12 protein-coding genes are annotated in these 19,396 nt (G+C 52.7%); 11 read left to right on the top strand and 1 reads right to left on the bottom strand.

All coding sequences use genetic code 11. From position 1 onward, the window contains the following. The first annotated feature begins 138 nt into the window (after window positions 1-138). The 8 genes from A3849_RS17180 to A3849_RS17145 all read left to right on the top strand — a co-directional run bounded on the left by A3849_RS17180 (window position 139) and on the right by A3849_RS17145 (window position 8,742). On the top strand, window positions 139-900 hold the full coding sequence (locus A3849_RS17180) for a glycosyltransferase (protein WP_074112521.1): 762 nt from the start codon (window positions 139-141) through the stop codon (window positions 898-900). A gap of 32 nt (window positions 901-932) precedes the next feature. Continuing rightward, a complete protein-coding gene (locus tag A3849_RS17175) occupies window positions 933-1,511 on the top strand; it encodes a DNA-3-methyladenine glycosylase I (protein WP_074112551.1) in 579 nt (192 codons plus the stop codon). Between the two features lie 84 nt (window positions 1,512-1,595). Next, window positions 1,596-2,654: a 50S ribosomal protein L11 methyltransferase gene (gene prmA, locus A3849_RS17170; protein ID WP_074112520.1), complete on the top strand. Its 1,059-nt coding sequence runs from the start codon at window positions 1,596-1,598 to the stop codon at window positions 2,652-2,654. A gap of 2 nt (window positions 2,655-2,656) precedes the next feature. Then, on the top strand, window positions 2,657-3,340 hold the full coding sequence (locus A3849_RS17165) for a site-2 protease family protein (protein WP_074112519.1): 684 nt from the start codon (window positions 2,657-2,659) through the stop codon (window positions 3,338-3,340). A 152-nt stretch (window positions 3,341-3,492) separates the two neighbouring features. Further along, window positions 3,493-4,257, top strand: coding sequence for an RsmE family RNA methyltransferase (locus A3849_RS17160; RefSeq protein WP_074112518.1), 765 nt, complete (start codon window positions 3,493-3,495; stop codon window positions 4,255-4,257). A 3-nt stretch (window positions 4,258-4,260) separates the two neighbouring features. Then, the gene (mtaB, locus tag A3849_RS17155; RefSeq protein ID WP_074112517.1) at window positions 4,261-5,601 is read left to right on the top strand and encodes a tRNA (N(6)-L-threonylcarbamoyladenosine(37)-C(2))-methylthiotransferase MtaB; all 1,341 of its coding nucleotides are present in this window, start codon (window positions 4,261-4,263) and stop codon (window positions 5,599-5,601) included. A gap of 332 nt (window positions 5,602-5,933) precedes the next feature. Next, the gene (locus A3849_RS17150) at window positions 5,934-6,368 is read left to right on the top strand and encodes an NUDIX hydrolase (RefSeq protein WP_074112516.1); all 435 of its coding nucleotides are present in this window, start codon (window positions 5,934-5,936) and stop codon (window positions 6,366-6,368) included. Window positions 6,369-6,501: 133 nt separating this feature from the next. Continuing rightward, window positions 6,502-8,742, top strand: a complete 2,241-nt coding sequence (locus A3849_RS17145) for an Ig-like domain-containing protein (protein WP_074112515.1) — start codon at window positions 6,502-6,504, stop codon at window positions 8,740-8,742. 162 nt (window positions 8,743-8,904) lie between these two features. Here the strand turns inward: A3849_RS17145 and A3849_RS17140 are convergent, their stop codons facing one another. Beyond that, entirely contained in the window at window positions 8,905-9,894 is a 990-nt protein-coding gene (locus tag A3849_RS17140) for a Na/Pi cotransporter family protein (RefSeq protein ID WP_074112514.1), read from the bottom strand. 98 nt (window positions 9,895-9,992) lie between these two features. On the opposite strand from A3849_RS17140, the gene A3849_RS17135 reads away from it, so the two are divergent. The 3 genes from A3849_RS17135 to A3849_RS17125 all read left to right on the top strand — a co-directional run bounded on the left by A3849_RS17135 (window position 9,993) and on the right by A3849_RS17125 (window position 19,370). After that, window positions 9,993-11,390, top strand: coding sequence for a class I SAM-dependent rRNA methyltransferase (locus tag A3849_RS17135; RefSeq protein WP_074112513.1), 1,398 nt, complete (start codon window positions 9,993-9,995; stop codon window positions 11,388-11,390). Window positions 11,391-11,679: 289 nt separating this feature from the next. Then, window positions 11,680-15,207, top strand: a complete 3,528-nt coding sequence (gene addB / locus A3849_RS17130) for a helicase-exonuclease AddAB subunit AddB (RefSeq protein ID WP_074112512.1) — start codon at window positions 11,680-11,682, stop codon at window positions 15,205-15,207. Next, window positions 15,204-19,370: a UvrD-helicase domain-containing protein gene (locus A3849_RS17125; RefSeq protein WP_074112511.1), complete on the top strand. Its 4,167-nt coding sequence runs from the start codon at window positions 15,204-15,206 to the stop codon at window positions 19,368-19,370. The genes addB and A3849_RS17125 overlap by 4 nt, the downstream gene beginning before the upstream one ends. Window positions 19,371-19,396 lie beyond the last annotated feature (26 nt).

Genomic DNA, 19,396 nt, shown 5'->3' with positions numbered 1-19,396 from the left:
TACGTAAATGATTTTTAGCATTGGAGGTGTCCAGACCCATTGGCGGGTAAGGGCACCTCTTTACTTTTGCAACGAATCCTCGCTGCGTACGTATGGTAAGGGAGGCTTTTTAACTGAAAAAAATAAGGAGGATCCCCTATGAGCAGTACCCCTTTTGCCGGCCCTGAGGTGCAGGGTGAAATCAAGTTTTCTGTCCTGATTCCCGCACATAATGAAGAGAAATACATAACCAAATGCCTTCAGTCCATTGCGGCGGCGGCGGAGTCTTTTCCGGATCAGGTGGAGGTAATTGTCATTCTTAACCGCTGTACGGATACAACCGAAGTGATAGCGAAGTCTTATAACTGTATGGTTATTCACGATGACCGCAAAAATCTCTCACAGATCCGAAATGCCGGTGCCGCAGCCGCCAGAGGAGAAATACTGGTCACAATTGATGCGGATAGCCAAATGACTGAGGGGATGCTGTCTGAGATGGACAGACTGCTCTCGCTGGGTACTTATATCGGAGGGGGTACAACGGCCAGATACGAGCGAATGTCTCTGGGGATTGTGGTGTCAACACTCATGCTGATAATCCCGCTCGTTTTTAAATACGGGGCTATATCTGTTGGGATCTTCTGGTGCTACAAGTCTGATTTTGAGGCTATCGGGGGATTTAATGAAGAGCTGCTGATGACCGAGGATGCCGATTTCGCCTTGCGTCTGAAGAAGTGGGGGAAGCGGAATGGCAAGAAATTTGGTACGATTACCAAAGCCCATATGATTACCTCCTGCCGTAAATTTGACCAAGCGGGCGATTGGATGCTGGCGAAGCGTCCAAGGCTGATATTGGCTTATTTAAAAGGAACGGACCCCAAATATGCCGATGAGGCTTATTACGAGAATCATGAAAGATAACTGTCTGAGCAGAAGAAGGAGAGAGCTTGATTGTGAATATTACACGCTGTGCATGGGTTAATGAAGACCCGCTGTATATGGCTTATCATGATGAGGAATGGGGCAAGCCCCTGTACGATGACCGGAAACTGTATGAGCTGCTGATGCTGGAAGGGATGCAGGCCGGATTGAGCTGGTATACGGTTCTGAAGAAGCGGGAGCATTTCCGTGAAGTGTTCGACGAATTCAATCCACAGAAGATTGTTCTGTATGACGAAGCCAAAATCGAAGCACTGATGCAGGATACGGGAATCATCCGAAACGGGTTAAAAATCAATGCGATCATCCAGAATGCGGTAGTGTACCAGCAGATTTGCCGGGAAGAGGGGAGCTTCGCTAAATATCTCTGGACTTTTACCGGCGGAGAGCCAGTGATTAACAGGTGGGAAACACGGTCTGAAGTTCCGGTTACCAGTCCTCAGTCCGACCAGATGAGCAAAGCGCTGAAGAAGAAGGGGATGAAGTTTGTGGGCTCTACCATCTGTTATGCGTTTATGCAGGCCTCCGGCATGGTGGATGATCATACGACAGATTGTTTTTGTCACCAAAAAGGTCTGCTGTCCGGGAGATAATCGGCAGTTTGGCGCTGCGTGGGGAAGAAATGGTATACTGTTAAATATTCAATTGCTACAAAACTTTTAGGAGGACCCACACACATGTTATGGCACGAACTGACGGTACATACAACAGAAGAAGCACAGGAGATGATATCTAATCTGCTGTATGAAGCCGGAGCAGGCGGTGTTTCCATCGAAGAATCAGGAACGCTGAATAAGGTACGGGACACCCGTTACGGTGAACTATATGATGAGCCGCTCAATGATATCCCTGAAGGGGAAGCGGTGATTAAGGGCTATTATGCTGAAACTGTCTCCATGGACGATGTTATCCAAGAACTGGCTCCAAGAGTTGCAGAGCTGCGCGAGTTCGGGATTGACCCCGGCAAAGCGTTAATTTCCTGGAAAACGGTAGATGAAGATGAATGGGCCCATGCCTGGAAGCAGTATTTCAAGCCACTTCGTGTATCGGAACGGTTGACCATTAAGCCGACCTGGGAGGAATACACGCCTCAAGGCCCGGATGAAAAGATTATTGAACTGGATCCCGGCATGGCCTTCGGAACCGGAACACATCCAACCACGGCACTCTGCCTGCGCGCACTGGAAAAGTATATCCAAGGCGGCGAAGAGGTGATCGATGTGGGTACTGGCTCTGGCATTCTTGCCGTAGGTGCGATGCTGCTGGGCGCTAAATCGGTGTTGGCGCTGGATCTGGACCCGGTAGCGGTAGAAAGTGCGCGGGAGAATGTGGCGCTGAACCGGCTGCAGCAAGCGATTACGGTAAAGGAAAGCGATCTTCTGTCGCTCTTGGGCGGCGAGCGGGCTTTGGATTCGGCGGCCGGAGAGATGTGGCCTTCAGCCAGACCCGGCCATGTGGCGGAACCTGAGGCTTCTTCTTCTGCTCCGTCTAACGAAGTGGGCCTTGGTGTTACCCTGCCGGTCAAAATCGTGGTCGCCAATATTTTGGCAGAGATCATTGTATTATTCACGGATGATGTCTACCGTGCACTTCAGCCGGGCGGGATCTATATTACCTCCGGTATCTATAAGGATAAGGAAGCGCTTGTTGCTGGAGCGCTGGCAGCTTCCGGTTTTGAGATTAGGGAAGTATCCCGTGAAGAAGATTGGGTGGCGTTTACAGCCGGAAAGAGGTAAAGATGGATTTCTTGCAAAGTATTATACGTATTCCGCTGCAGCAACTCCCGTTCTTTCTGATTACAATTGTAATTGCATTTACGGTGCATGAGTTCAGTCACGCTTATTTTGCCAATAAATTCGGCGATCCTACCGCACGGATGCTGGGCCGGATGACGCTCAACCCTGCGGTTCACTTTGATCTGTTCGGAATTATTCTGCTGCTCATCGCTGGCTTCGGCTGGGCCCGTCCGGTTCCCGTGAACCGCGACAACTTCAGCCGTCCCCGCCTGATGGGCGTGATCGTCTCAGCAGCCGGCCCGATTAGTAATCTGCTGCTGGGAATCTTGGGTTCCTTCATCTATGCCATATTGCTGGGAACCGGAATCATTGATTCCATTACAAACGAACAATTGCTTCGGGCGGTTGTCTGGTTTTTCGGGATTTTTATCCAGTTCAATTTCTTTCTTTTTTTGTTTAACCTGATTCCGCTGCCGCCACTGGACGGGTACCGCATTGTGGAGGATGTGGCTCCCCGTAATGTCCGCGGAAGTTTGCAGCAATACGAACAGTGGTTGTCCTTTGTTTTTCTGCTGGTTATTTTCATTCCCGGGCTGCGTCACTATACAATTACTCCAATGAACAATTGGTCTATACAGATCGGGAATGATTTCCTCCAGCTATTCCTGAAGCTGTTCGGTATGTGAAGCCTTAACTGGGACTATTCACAGCCAGGCAAACGTTGTATGATGTTGTGTGGTGTTTTTAGAGGAATATAGGTGTACAGAGCGGCGGCAGGGAACCTGGGAAGCAGGAACGCTGCCGCTTTTATGCTGAATAAGGACAGGATGATGAGAAGATGCAGCGTTATTTCGTTACACCGGAGCAATTTCATCCGGAAACGGTGGTCATTAGCGGCGAAGACGCCCGTCATATCGCGAAGGTGATGCGAGGCAAGGCCGGGGACAAGCTGATTGTCAGCGATGGAGTATCCCGTGAGGCGCTGGTGGAAATTGCCGGGATTGAAATAGGTGAAGTGACCGTCAATATACTGGAAATGCTGGATATGACGCATGAGCCGCGGATCAAGATTACTGTGGCCCAGAGTCTGCCCAAGGGAGACAAGCTGGAGACCGTGATTCAGAAATGCACCGAAATCGGTGCGGTGGGTTTTGTTCCTTTTCTCTCAGAGCGCACGATCGTGCAGTATGATGAGCGTAAGGAGAGCAAACGCCTGGATCGCTGGCGCAAAATCTGTAAAGAGGCTGCCGAGCAGGCACACCGGAACATCGTTCCGGAAGTGCACTCTCCGCTTGCCTGGAAGCTGCTCTTGAAGAGCTTCAATGAGTATGACGCCGTGTATTTCTGTTATGAAAAAGAAGAAGGCCTGCAGCTCCGCAGCGCGGCCGCTCCCTGGCTTGCCGGACTACCTCAGCAGTCGTCCGGCAAGGTGATGGTAGTCGTCGGCCCAGAGGGTGGTTTCAGTCCTGAAGAATGCCGTGCTGCCGAAGAGGCTGGAGCGGTTTCAGTCGGACTTGGACGGCGTATTCTGCGCTGCGAGACGGCAGGTATGGTAGCCGCTGCTTGTATTCTTTATGAATCTGGAGAAATGGGGGGAGTTTGAACAATGCCATCCGTAGCATTTTATACTTTAGGTTGTAAAGTGAATTTCTATGACACTGAAGCCATCTGGCAGCTTTTCAAAAATGAAGGTTACGAGCAGGTTGATTTCGAAGGGCCCGCCGATGTTTATTTGATCAACACTTGTACAGTAACGAATACAGGCGACAAAAAAAGCCGCCAAATGATCCGACGTGCTGTGCGCCGCAATCCGGAAGCGATAGTTGCTGTTACCGGCTGCTATGCGCAGACCTCGCCTGGTGAGATCCTTGATATTCCGGGTGTCGATCTTGTGATTGGCAACCAGGACCGTGAGCATATCATGACTCATGTGAAGAATATTCAGGAGTCCCGTGTGCCCGTGAACGCTGTCCGCAACATTATGAAGACGCGGGAATTCGAGGAGCTGGATGTGCCTGGCTTTGCCGACCGTACGCGGGCTTTTATGAAAATTCAGGATGGCTGCAACAACTTCTGCACCTTCTGTATTATCCCATGGTCGCGCGGATTATCACGCAGCCGTGATCCGAAGTCGATCGTCGCCCAGGCGCATCAGCTTGTGGAAGCCGGATACAAGGAGTTTGTGCTCACCGGTATTCATACCGGGGGCTATGGCGATGATCTGGACAACTACCGTCTCGCTGACCTGCTCTGGGAGCTGGACAAGGTAGACGGGCTGGAACGGGTTCGTATCAGCTCTATTGAGGCCAGTCAGATTGACGGGAAACTGCTTGAGGTCCTGAACCGCAGCTCCAAAATGTGCCGCCATCTGCATATTCCGCTTCAGGCCGGACATAACGAGGTGTTGAAGGCGATGCGCCGTAAATACACAACAGAAGAGTACTACGCCAAAATGGAGCTGATTCGCCAGGCGATGCCGGATGTAGGCATAACCACTGACGTCATTGTCGGCTTCCCGGGTGAAACCGAGGATATGTTCCATGCCGGTTATGATTTCATGAAGGCTGTCAACTACTCCGAGATGCACGTATTCCCTTACTCCAAACGGACGGGTACGCCGGCAGCACGGATGCTGAACCAGGTGGACGAAGAGATTAAGAACGCCCGCGTACAGCAGCTGATTGACCTCTCCGAAGAAATGCAGCTGGCATACGCCCGCAAGTTCGTAGGCAAGACAGTCTCCGTTATTGCTGAAAGATCAGCCAAAGACGCTCCAGAACGCAGCACCCAGCATGGCTTCAGCGATAACTATCTGCAGGTTTTCTTTGGCGGCGATGATTCGCTGCAGGGAGAGCTCTGCCAGGTGAAGATTACGGAAGCCGGAGTGAATGAATGCCGCGGTGAGCTAGTCAGTGTAAGCCGGAGCGGGCTTAGTCAGATCGTGTAGTGAGATTAGGATATGAACGGATGTAGAAGAGTTTCGGTTAGTGTTACTTATTCCAGCTTAGCTGCGCAGATTAACTCTACGCCCCACTTTGTGGGGCTGTTTTTCTATTTGGGTAATAAAGTCAGAGGGGCATATGCTTACGAAGTAAGTTTTGCCTGAAGCAATTCGCTGAAGTAATACTGGCAAAACTAAGTTAATGCTTACGAAGTAAGTTTTGCCTGAAGCACAATCGCTGAAGTAATGCTGGCAAAACTAAGTTAATGCTTACGAAGTAAGTTTTGCCTGAAGCGCAATCACGAAGTAATGCTGGCAAAACTTTTAGGAGGATGAATATGGCGTACAAGCAGATTTCAGCGGGCGGGGTAGTCTACCGGACAGGGGCTGCCGGTCTGGAAATTCAGCTTATTGTGGACCGTTATGGTAAAATCTCGCTGCCCAAAGGCAAGATGGAGCAAGGCGAGACCGTGGAGGAGACGGCACTGCGTGAGATTTGTGAAGAGACCGGGACGGTCGGAGTGATCAGAGTACCGATTGATGTCATTAAATACACGTTTCAGCATCCGGTTCACGGCATAGTGAATAAGGAGGTTCATTACTTTCTTGTAGAAGCTGTAGGAGGAGAGACCAAGGCTCAGACCGAAGAGATTAACGCTGTCGAATGGCATGAACCGGCGGTGGCCTGGACCCGTGGAACCGGGAATTCATACTCCAATAATATCCGTATTTTACGCAAAGCATTATCGCTGCTGGGGATAAAGACCGTATAGTTAGAAAGTCCTGAATTTGGCTGGAACTCAAAATAAACGGAACTAAGGGTAAAGACTCGGGCACTAATTGTCGATATAGTGGAAGAGTGTGGAAATCAAGCACTAATAATTTCAATGCCTAAGGAGAGAACAAATGACTGTGTACAGGAAAATGACGAAAATGCTCCTCATTATGATATTGTTGACTGTTGTAGCACTTCCGGTAAACGTCTTTGCAGCTACTGGTGACATCAATTCCATTGAATTCGACAGCTCTGCAAAAATAGAACTTACCGTAGGCCAGACACCTAAGCAGCTTAAAGTATATGCTAACGTGGAAGGCTCCTCCTCCAAAAGAGATGTGACGGCTGCGGCCACGTGGACTTCCTCCAATACGAGTGCAGTAAGTGTACTCTACGGACTATTGAAGCCGGAAGGCGCAGGTACGGCAATCATAAGAGCAACCTACAACAATGCAGTTGCTACGATTGAAGTAACTACAAGCTATCCCTATAAGGAATTAACACTGGAGCGCAGCTCCGATGGGAACTATAAGCTGGGCGACAGTCCAGAGACACTGCTGGTCAAAGCCAAAGTCGTTGGTGGAGATTCAGCCACTTCTGTAAAAGATGTGACTACCGATGCGGACTGGACCAGCTCCAGTACCAATGTACTGACCGTAGATGATGGCAAGATTACCCTTGTGGGTGAAGGATCGTCAACCATCACAGCGAAATACAAAGGCTTGACTGCCACCTTCAAAGCCGTCGTGCAGCTACCCTATTCGGCTATTGTTTTGAAGGCTAAAGACACAGCTGTGAAAGAGCTGGAACTGGTTGTTGGAGATTCTCCGCTGCAATTGAGCGCAATGACCAAAGCTACAGAGAGCAGCCCGGAGAAAGATATTGCTAAAGATGCCAACTGGACAACCTCTAGTGATAGCATTGCCAAAGTAGATAAAGGGATGATTACAGTACTCGGTCCTGGTAAGGCTGTTATTACAGCAAGCTACCTGGGCGTGTCCAAATCGGTTGATGTCTATGTGCGTTCGCCATATGAGGCGCTTCAGCTGACGCCGGAAGGAGATCAATTCCTGTTCCTTGGGGAAAGTCTGAAAGTGAAATCATTTGTACGGGATGCCGTGAATTCCACCAAGAATCAAACAGCAGGCACAACCTGGACTTCTGACAACCAACTGACAGCAACAGTAACGGCCGACACGGTAGCTTCGGATAATGCTGTGGCAACACTAACAGCCAAAGCAGTCGGAACGGCTGTTATCAAAGGGGATTACCTGGGTGTCAGTAAGTCGTTCAAGTTAACTGTATACCCGAATCTTACAGATATGACTGTAGAAAAAACTGAGCAGGAGCTCTACACCGCGGATACTGTAAGCCTGCCAAAAGTAAGCGGAACGAAGTATGATGGAACGAAGCTCGACATCAGTGATCAAATGGAGTGGACTTCCCCAAATGAAGCAATTGCTCAGATCAAGGACGGAAAGCTTGTCGGTGGTAAGGCCGGTACGGTAACCCTTACAGGCAAGATTAAGGAAAATTCAGTCACTGCTCCTTCTTCTACAATCCGGAGCAAGAGTGTTGAAGTGAAAGTGACCGTTCTGAATAAAGTGCTCGTATTGATCGGACCAGAGGATGCACTGGGACTGGTTATTGGAGAAGAAGAGCCGCTGCCTGCAGTTCAGGCAGTGCTTGAGAACGGGGATGAGCTGGATGTCACCGCGACGGTAAAGTGGGAGCTTAGCGGCAGCAATGCTGTGATCAAGCAGACTACTGCGGGCAAAACCCTTAAGGGATTGGCCAAAGGCTCTGCAACATTAAAGGGAACCTATTCCAACAAGACAATCAGTATTCCGGTGATGATTGAGCAGAAGGTCGTCAAACTGCTCATAGAGCCAAGCACACTTGAAATGAATCTCAAGTCCTCCAAGGCAATTAAAGTGACTGGAACCTTCTCTAACGGAAAAACAGCGAATTTCTCCGGTGCGATGGATTGGGTCTCCTCCAATCTGGAAGTGGCTACGGTTAAAGGAACATCTGTAAAAGCTGTTGGCGAAGGTACAGCAACACTTACCGGGTCCTACCAGGGAATCACGGCAACCGTCAAGATTACCGTGGTACCTAAGCTGACCAAGATTACCATCAGTGACACCAGGCTGAATCTGGCAGCGGGTGCTTCCCAAGCCGTGGTTGTAACTGCGCTGTATGATACCGGCAAGACAGCCATTGTCACTGGAAGCACGGTTTGGACAAGCTCTAAGCCTTCCGTGGCCAAGGTGAACGATTCCGGTATGATCACTGCAGTTAGCAAAGGAACAACCACAATTAAAGGCAAGTTCAATAATAAAACGGTAACAGTATCTGTTACAGTAAAATAGTATGATTATCCGGCACAACCGGATCTTCTGATGCAAAACATCAAGACCTGTTAATCCGCCTGTATGAGGGGATGCGGGTCTTTTTTCTTAGCGCTTAAACAAGCATTAGAACTGTAGGGCTGATTGAAGTATAATGGTACAGCGATAATGCATTCTGGACAGTTATGCCTGCAGCCGTTTCTCCAGCCGGGTCCATACCGGCAGGTAGCACAGCGGCAGCACGCCAAGTGAACAGACGACATTGAAGATCGTCTGGGCATGGGCGAGCTGGGCGGCAGGGCCGCCGCCGATCCAGGCAGACAAGGATTGCAGCGGTTGAATGAAGGGCAGGAACAGCAGGGCGCCGCCGACATTCAGCACGACATGCGACCCGGCGACGAACTTGCCGGAAGCCGAGCCACCGATGGCGGCGATGACGGCGGTGACGCAGGTGCCAATGTTGGCCCCCAGTACGACGGCGATGCCAAGCGCCGGCGGCATTATGCCGGAACTTGCAAGGCCCATCGCCATGCCGATGACAGCCGCACTGCTGTGCAGCATTGCGGTCAGGCAGGCTCCGGCAGCCAGGCCCCAGAGCGCACTGGTTGCCGCATGGTCCAGGAACCATTGGAACAGGCCGCTGGCCTGAAGTGCGGGACCGATAGACTGCATGACCGCAATGCCCCAGAGGACCATTGCAAACCCGGCCACCGCCAGGCAGAGGAACTGCAGGGGGGTGGAAATGCTGCGTATGGCGTCCGCCAACCTTGAGCCTTGGGACGGCCGCTCGCCGAGCATGACGGCCACCGCCCACATACAGAGCGATACGACCAGCAGCGGTGCGGCCATAGAGCTGATCTGCAGGCCGATCAGCTCTGTGGTCAGGCAGGTGCCGATGTTGCTGCCCAGGATGATACCCAGCGTCCGGGCATAGGTCAGCAGTCCGGCGTTAACCATGCCGATGGTGAGCACCGTTACGGCAGTGCTGCTCTGCAGCACTGCTGACAGCAGGCTGCTGGCAATTAGGCCTTTTAGGGGCGTGGAGGTTGCTTTGTGCAGACTTCTCGTAAGCAGAGGGCCGGCGAGTCTCGTCAGCGCAGCCTCCATCAGCTTCATGCCGGCGAGGAAAATGACGAGACCATATATGACAGGGAACAGCAGATCACGGATCATAGGGACAAGCTCCTTTGAACGGGGTTGTACACCAATATATGAATGCAGTGAAGTGGACATGTATACAAATCATTAACAAGAACAGGGAGTTGAAGGTATTGGCATCGGTTATTCTGGAACGCAGCCGTAAAAAAAGACTGGAGCAGGGCCATCCGTGGGTCTATGCGAGTGAAGTCGCATCCGTAGACGGAGATCCGCAGGCAGGCGGATTGGTAGATGTACTTAATCATCAAGGAAGATTTCTCGGGACAGGGTATTACAATTCTGCTTCGCAGATTCGGGTAAGAATTCTATCCCAGGATCCGCTGGCGGCAATGGATACCGCTTTTTTTGCCGAGCGGTTTGCGAGCTGTCTGCACCATAGAGAACGGTTTCTGCCTGGAGCGGATGCGTACCGCCTGGTATACGGGGAAGCTGATTTTCTGCCCGGGCTGATCATCGACCGCTTCGGTGATGTACTGGTAGTGCAGCTGCTGACACTGGGTATGGACAAGTGCCGCGAACAGATTGTTCAGGCGCTCGTAGAGGTTGTGGCACCGCGCGGGATTTATGAGCGCAGTGATGTGAGTGTACGCGAGCTTGAAGGACTGGAACAGAGAACCGGTGTGTTGTTCGGGGAGTGTCCGCGCCATATCACTGTGAGTGAGAACGGTCTCAAGGTGATTGTTGATATAGAAGAAGGTCAGAAGACCGGATACTTTTTTGACCAGCGGGAAAACAGGGCTTCCATTGCTCCGCTGATCCAGGGCTGGGGTGGACGAAGCGGCATTACCCTGCAGGAGGTTGCGGCAGAAGACGGGACAGTTCAGACTCTTCCGGTTAACAAAAGCGGCAAACCGGTTACCTTCCCTTACTGGGACGGTGCAACAGTGCTGGAATGCTTCGCGCATACCGGCAGCTTCACTCTCCATGCGTGCAAATACGGGGCCAAAAAGGTCACCTGCCTTGATGTATCTGCCCATGCGATCGAGAGCGCCAAAGCCAACGTGGAACTGAATGGCTTCACCGACCGTGTGGAATTTGTAGTCGACGATGCCTTTGCTTTCCTGCGCAATCAGGTCAAAGGTGTGGAAGAACGCTCTGAGCGGGCTACCGGCAAAACGGATGCCAAGCCGGGCGCTAAAACCGCGGCCAAAGCGGATACCGCCAAACCGATGACAGCCGGAGGCGGACGAACCTGGGATGTTGTTATCCTCGACCCGCCTGCTTTTGCCAAGACCAAGAGTGCGGTGGCTGGCGCCTGCCGCGGTTACAAAGACATCAACCTGCACGGTATGAAGCTGGTCAACGAGGGCGGCTATCTCGTAACAGCAAGCTGCTCCTATCACATGCAGCCGCAGCTGTTCCTGGACACCATCGCGGAGGCCGCCAAGGATGCGGGTAAAGTGCTGCGTCTGATCGAGTGGCGGGCCGCAGGCAAAGACCATCCGCAAATTCTCGGTGTGGACGAAGGCCATTACTTGAAATTTGCCATTTTTGAAGTGCGCAGCAAATAGATCTGTATAGAAGAGCCTCTCCGGTAGCCGGAGGGGCTCTTTCTGTAAAAAAGTAGAATTCAGAGGATGCTAGATAGAGATATGCAAAGAATGGCAAACGTATGTTCTTGCTGGAAGAGGTATGCTATAATATTGGGACGGATTCACTTGAATATTTTCGGATTATGGATGGAATATGTACTGGACTTGCTGGCATTCTATACGCCGGTAGGAACTATAAAACACGTGAATAATTGTATAGCATGTTATAGCTTTAACTATTTCTCCGCTACGGAAGGGGTTTACTGTGATGACAGTACACTTTTTGATTGGCCGCTCAGGCAGCGGTAAGACTACGAAAATATGGGAGGATATCTCCTCCTGTCTCGAAGCGGAACCACTGGGTGCGCCGATTATAGTGCTTGTCCCGGAGCAGGGCTCCTTCGGTGCAGAGCAAGGGCTGCTGAAGACTGGCAAGACGAAGGGCAGCATCCGTGCCCAGACGCTGAGTTTCTCGCGGCTGGCCTACCGGGTGAAGCAGGAGACCGGAGGCAGCGCGAGTCTGCCGATCAGCGAGGAAGGCAAGAAGATGCTGATCTACAAGATTATCAGCCGCCGCAAGGAAGAGCTGAAGCTGTTTGGTGCATCGAGCGACAGACCGGGCTTTGTAGAACGGCTTAGCCAACTGCATACGGAACTGAAGCGCTGCTGCCTGGGCACTGCTGATCTGGAGGAGCAGATCGCCCGGATGAGAGACTCGATAGGGCGAAGTCCCATTCTTGCAAGCAAGCTGGATGATGTACATATGGTGTTCCGCGAGTTGGAACAGGAAATGTCCCAGCTGTACATCGATGAGGAGGATCGGCTGGCTGAACTGGCTGAACATATTCAGGAGTCTTCTTATATTCGTGGTGCGGAAATCTGGGTGGACGGTTTTCACGGCTTCACAACACAGGAATTTGCCGTGCTGCGGGAGCTGATGCAATATGCCGCTAAGGTCACAGTCGCTTTGACACTGGACCGGATTTATTCTGCGGGCATGCAGCCTCATGAGCTGGAGCTGTTTCATCCCGCGGCAGTAACCTGTATCAAGCTTCGCGGAATGGCAGATGAAATGGGCCTGACGGTATGGGATGAACTCCTGGCACCCCCGGTGCTGCCGCGTTTTGTCGGAAGTCCTGTCCTTGCCCATCTGGAGAAGGGGTTTGGCCGGCGAATCCGCTGGATCGGTGCCGCTTCAGAGGTTGCAGATGCAATTACCCTTACTGCGGCAGCTTCGCGCAGAGCCGAAGTAGAAGGAAGCCTGAGGGAGATGCTCCGTCTTGCCCGTGAGGAAGGTGCAAAATACGGGGAGATGGCTGTATTTATGCGTAATATTGCCGACTATGAGCAGCTTGTGGTTCCCCTGTTCCAAGACTACGGAATCCCATTCTTCCTTGACCAAAAGATGAATGAGCTGCATCATCCACTGGTAGAATTTATCCGCTCTGCCTTTGATGTGGTGCGAAGACGGTGGCGGTATGAGGATGTGTTCCGCTGTGTGAAGACGGACCTGTTGCTGCCGATGGACTACAGTGTGACGCGCGCCGATATGGATGCACTGGAGAATTATGTGCTGGCTTGCGGCATTCAGGGCCACCGCTGGACGAATGGCCGGTCCTGGAAAGGAATCCCGAGTCTGTCGCTGGAAGGCGAGAGAGCCGTGGATGAAGTGCTGCTGGCAAGAATGGAAGCATGCCGGGAGGTTATTACAGGTCCGCTTCAGGCTTTTGAGAAGCGGGTCAAAACAAGCCGCAGCGGACTGGAGCTGTGCAAGGCTGTCTACTTTCTTCTGCAGGACACGGATGCCGCAAGCAAGCTGGAACAGATGAGTGCCAAGGCGTTAGGGCTGGGGCAGCCAGAAGCGGCCCGCGAGCATACCCAGTTATGGGGAGCGGTACTGAATCTGCTGGATCAGATTGCCGAGATGATGGGCGGCGAAAGAATGGAGTTTGATGTTTTTGCCGGGGTACTGGAGACAGGGCTGGCTGAACTGAAGATGGGGCTGGTGCCGCCTGCGCTGGATCAGGTGCTGGTGGGAACTATGGACCGCACCCGGGTATCGGGAGTCAAATATGCCTTTTTACTGGGTTTCAATGAAGGGGTTGTTCCCGCCCAGTTCAAGGAGGACGGCATCCTCTCGGAGGGGGAACGCCTGCTGCTGGAGAATGCCGGAATGGAGCTTACTCCCGGATCTTCCCGCAAGCTGCTGGATGAGCGTTTTCTAATTTACAATACACTCACTACGGCAAGCCGCAAGCTTTGGATCAGTTATGCGACAGCAGATGAAGAGGGTAAGGCTCTGCTGCCATCCGAAATGATCCGCCATTTGCATGGCATGTTTCCAGGGGCACTCAAAGAGCAATTTGTATCCGGATTTCCAACAGCTGTGGGTGGAGCGGCAGACGAAACTGAGGCGCTTGAAGCGCTGCATATGGGTTTTGTAGGTCAACCGGAACAGACGCTGCGCATGCTGGTTCTACAGCTTCGGCAGTGGCGGCAGGGAGTGGACATTCCCGCGCTCTGGTGGGATGTCTATAACTGGTTTATCACGGATAAGGAGCATGGACCGCAGCTGGTAAAGCTGCTTGGTTCACTCTTCTACCGCAATGACGGAAATCGGCTGAAGCAGGAGACCAGTCTGCGTTTATACGGCGGAACGACAGTACGGGGCAGTGTATCCCGCATGGAGAAATTCGTCGCCTGCGCCTTCTCGCATTTCGCTTCCTACGGTCTGAGGCTGAAGGAACGCCAGCTCTACAAGCTGCAGGCCCCTGATATTGGGCAGCTGTTCCATGCCGCTCTCAGCGAAATGGCCGTTCAGTTACAGAAGCAGGGACGCAGCTGGGGCAGCATGACGGCAGAGGAATGCCGCCGTGAGGCCGGGGAGACTGTGGACAGGCTCTCGCCGCTTCTCCAAGGTGAAATCCTGATGAGCAGCAAGCGTTACGGATATATCTCCCGTAAGCTCAAGAACATCGTCGGCCGCGCCTCTGTGATCCTTGGGGAACATGCCAGAAGGGGAAGTTTTGAACCGGTGGGGCTTGAGCTTGATTTTGGACCGGGCAAGGACCTGCCGCCGCTTCGAATCACCCTGCCAAACGGCTGTGTGATGGAGGTGGTGGGCCGGATCGACCGTGTGGATATGGCCGAAGGCGAGCAAGGCATTCTGCTGCGGGTCATCGACTATAAATCCAGCCAGAAGGACCTCAAGCTGCACGAAGTCTATTACGGGCTGTCGCTGCAAATGCTTACCTACCTGGATGTTCTGCTCACCTATTCGGAGCAATGGCTCGGCAAGACTGCTCTTCCTGCCGGAACGCTCTATTTCCATGTGCATGATCCGCTCTTGACCTCAGCCAACGGCATGAACCGCGAGCAGGCAGAGCAGGAGCTGATGAAGCGTTTCAAAATGAAAGGGCTGCTGACTGCGGACCGTGAAGTAGTCTCACTTATGGACACCACTCTGGACAAGGGGCATTCCTCGATAGTGCCGGTGGCACTGAAGAGCGACGGGAGCTTTTATAGCAGTGCATCAGTCGCTACGCCTGAGCAATGGGGACATCTGCTGTCTTCGGTACGCAGTACGATCTCCGATATCGGGACACGCATTACCGAAGGCGATGTGGCGATTCAGCCCTACCGGATACAGCAGGAAACGGCCTGCACCTTCTGCTCTTTCCGGCCGGTATGCCAGTTTGATGAGGCTGTGGAAGGAAATGCTTACAACATTCTCGGCAAGCCGGGCAAAGAAGTGATCTGGGACCTGCTGTCCCGCGAAGGAGGAGAAAAGCCATGATACGAAAAGCGGAAATAGAGCCCAAACCGGAAGGAAGTCTATGGAGCGACGACCAATGGCGCGCTATCGCCGAGAGCGGTGATGATATCCTGGTCGCGGCGGCGGCAGGCTCCGGCAAGACTGCAGTGCTGGTCGAACGGATTATCCGTAAAATCAGCAGCGAAGAGAACGGGTTCAGTGTAGACCGGCTGCTAGTGGCCACGTTTACAAAGGCAGCGGCTGCTGAAATGCGGCAGCGTATCCGCGAGGCACTGGAACGAAAGCTGGAGGAGGAATCCGGGGATGAAGAAGGGAGCCGGGGCAATGAGCATCTGCGCCGCCAGCTTGCTCTGCTCGGCAAAGCCTCGATTACGACGCTGCATTCCTTTTGTCTGGAAGTCATCCGGCGTTATTACCAGCTCATTCCCATTGATCCGGGTTTCCGGATTCTGAATGAGCATGAAGCAGAGATGATGCGCCAGGAACTGCTGGAGGAGCTGCTGGAAGAGAAATATGGAGAAGTGACAGAAGACGGGGAAGATACTGTTTTTGTACAGCTGGCTGACTGGTTCAGCGGTGAACGCAGTGATGATGCTGTGCATGCGCTGGTGCAGCGGCTGCATGATTTTGCGCGCAGCCATCCCTGGCCGGCGGAGTGGTTGCGGGGTACCGCTGCGGATTTCTCGTTACCGGACACGGATGCTCTTAGCCGCACGCCATGGGTCCAGAGTATTCTGGCGGAAGCGAAGCTGACGCTGGATGGGGCTGCGAGCCAGCTCCGCGAGGGCCGGAATATCGCTTTGCAGCCGGGAGGGCCTGCTCCTTATGCCGAGAATCTGGCTGCGGATCTGGAAATGGTGCAATCGCTGCAGGAAGCTCTGGAATTCCGCCCGTGGGCCGAGCTGTATGATATTTTTATGGAAATATCGTTTGGAAAGCTGAAGGCCTGCAAGAAGGACTCGACCGATCCCGGACTGCAGGAGACGGTGAAGGATCTCCGTGATAGTGTGAAGAAGAACCTGCTGGAGCTGCAGAAATCCCTATTTGGGCGTCCGGCCGAGGCCTTTCTGGGCGAGCTGCATGAGGCAGCACCGCTGATGCGGGAGCTTGCGGAGACGGTAATTGAATTCGGTGAACGCTACCGGATCGAGAAAGCAGGGCGGGGCCTGGTCGATTTCAGTGACCTCGAGCATTACTGCCTGAAGATCCTGCGCCACCAGGATTCTGTACCCGGTCATTCAGTGCCTTCGGATGCGGCCATGGAGTACCGTGACCAGTTTGACGAAGTGCTCTTGGATGAATATCAGGATACAAACAGCGTGCAGGAAGAAATTGTACGCCTGATCTCCCGTGAATCTCCCGGCAACCGCTTTATGGTTGGAGATATGAAGCAGAGTATTTACCGTTTCCGGCTGGCGGAGCCGGGATTGTTTCTGGATAAATACCGGAGCTTTGGCTCAGCCAGAGACAACAGAAGTGATGGCGTAACCGGGACTGGGGAAGGTGCCGGAGGAGATGAAATCCAGAATTCAGGCAAGCCGGAAGGCGGCTCGGTAATCGATCTGGCCCGCAACTTCCGCAGCCGCCTGGAGGTGGTCAATGCTGTTAATATGATTTTCCGGCAGATTATGGACAGTAAGGTTGCTGAAATAAGCTATGATGAGCGCGCAGAGCTAGTCTACGGAGCACATTTTCCGGGGGCTGAGGAAAAAGGGCCGGATCTTTATTTTGCCCCTGAGCTGCTTCTTATCGACCGGGGAACATCGACGTCCGGACGCTCAGAGGAGCCGGCTGAGGACGGGGAACTTCCCCCGCAGGAGAATGAAGCCATTGAGAGTGAAACCGCACAGCTTGAGGCGAGGGCCATTGTGCGGCGCATCTCGCAGATGACCGGCATGAGTGGCGGCGAGCCGCTGCTTATTTATGATAAAGGCCTAAAAATCATGCGGCCGGTTGTTTACGGCGATATAGTCATTCTGCTGCGGTCTGCGCGGATTTGGACACCGTTGATGATCGAGGAGCTGCGTTTGGAGGGTATCCCGGCGTATGGTGACCAGAACAAGGGTTACTTTCAGGCTACCGAAGTAGAAATTGCCCTTTCGCTGCTGCAGATTGTGGACAATCCCCGTCAGGATATCCCGCTGGCTGGCGTGCTTCGTTCACCTGTGGTGAATTTGCGCGAAGAAGAGCTGGCTTTGGTGCGCCTTTGCAGCAATGGTTCATTTTTTGATGCTGTCCTTGCGGCAGCCGGGGAAGAGAATAAACCAGTCTATTCTTCAAAGTCTTTACATGCGGAAATACAGCAGGCAGCAGGATTGACAGAGGCTGTTCAAGCCGAGAGTGCTGCTGTTAATGAAGTCAACCTGGCACAAAGCGGTGGATTTGCGGAAGATACAGCAACTGCCTTAGGAATACCGGAGATTTCTTTAGAGCTTCAAATGAAGCTGCAAGCTTTTCTGAAGCTGCTTGAGGGCTGGAGAAATGCCGCACGGCAAGGCAGTCTCAGTACATTGATCTGGCGGATTTATGGTGAGAGCGGTTATCTGGAGTGGGTTGGCGGCCTGCCTGGAGGCTTTCAGCGCCAGAACAATCTGACAGCACTGTATGACCGGGCCGTACAATTTGAAAATGACACCTCTTCGCGAGGATTATTCCGCTTCTTGGTGTTCATTAACCGGCTGAGAGAAAATGGCGGAGACTTGGGAGTGGCCGGAGGAACGGGTGAAGAGGCCGGAGGAGTCAGAATTATGACCATTCACAAGTCCAAGGGTCTGGAGTTCCCGGTAGTGTTTCTGGCAGGGATGGCGAAGCCGTTCAACCGTCAGGATCTGTATTCACCTTTCCTGATGCATAAAGAGCTTGGATTCGGACCGCGTTTTGTAGAACGGGATACCCGGGTCAGCTACCCTACACTTCCTTATCTGGCCATCAACCGCCGTTCCCGGCTGGAACTGCTGGCAGAGGAAATGCGTGTGCTCTATGTCGGATTAACCCGGCCGCGTGACAAAATGATCCTTGTCGGCACGGTAAGGGATTTATCGCGCACCCTTGCAGGCTGGAGCAGCGTGCAGTCCCGTGAAGAATTGCTGCTGGAGGATCATTTACTGGCCCGGGGACGCAGCTATTTAGATTGGGTAGGACCGGCACTCATCCGGCATCCAGGAGCAGCTATTCTGCGTAAGCTGGCAGGAACAGAGGGGGCTCTATCTGCGGTACTGCATAGAGATGCTTCTAATTGGAGCATCTCAGCGGTGAACGCGGCAGAACTCAGTTCCGGCTCTCTTGCTGCGGCTGGTACAGCGGATCAGAATGAGGAACGGTATACTATGCTCGAAGCATTGAAGCGCGGCCGCAGTGTGGCATCTAAGAACACAAGTAGAGAGACTGATATCACCGCACGACTGAACTGGGTCTATCCTTATGCTGCCGCATCCGGGATTCCCGCTAAAACTTCAGTCACCGAACTGAAATCGATGCTGTCCATGCAGGAGCAGCCTTCCTATGATTTGCTGGAAGAGTCACGGCTCCCGGCTTCGGGGAATGGCCTGGCACGCGGGGTGGCAGGAACAGATAGTCTGCATCTGCAGCGCCCGAAATTTATGGAGAAACGTGGCTTGTCGCCTTCAGAGCGGGGAACGGCCTATCATACGGTCATGCAGCATGTTCCGCTGGAAGGTGCTGTAGACCGTGTTGTCCTGGAAGCAACAATAGCACGTCTTACACGGTTTGCCATTCTCACAGTCGAGCAGGCCGAGGCAGTCGAGCTTGGTGATATTGAGGCGTTTTACATGGGGGAAATGGGCCGGAGGCTAATTGGGGCTCCCTGGAAAAGAAGAGAACAGCCTTTCAGTTATATGGTTCCGGCAAGTGAGGCCTACCATGGACTCATTGATCTCAATGAAGCGGCAGCGGGACTTGAAACTCCTGAAGTCAGACCGGCCATGGGGGAATCCGTCCTGATTCAAGGTGTAATCGACTGCCTCTTCCGGGAGGAGGGACGGCTGATTCTGCTGGATTACAAGACGGATGCTGTTCTGGAGCATCAGGGCGGAATTGATTCTCTGAAAGAAAAGTACCGGTTTCAGCTGGAGCTGTACAGCAAGGCGCTTCTGAATATTCTCGGGGAGCCGGTCAGCGAGATTTGGCTGTACTTTTTTGACGGCGGTCATGCTGTAAAGCTATAAATCGATCCATATTCTTGCCGATGAAA

This window comes from Paenibacillus sp. P46E (genome assembly GCF_001909095.1).
Taxonomy (GTDB): Bacteria; Bacillota; Bacilli; order Paenibacillales; family Paenibacillaceae; genus Paenibacillus_AQ; species Paenibacillus_AQ helianthi.
This window is presented reverse-complemented; position numbering and strand designations above follow the sequence as displayed.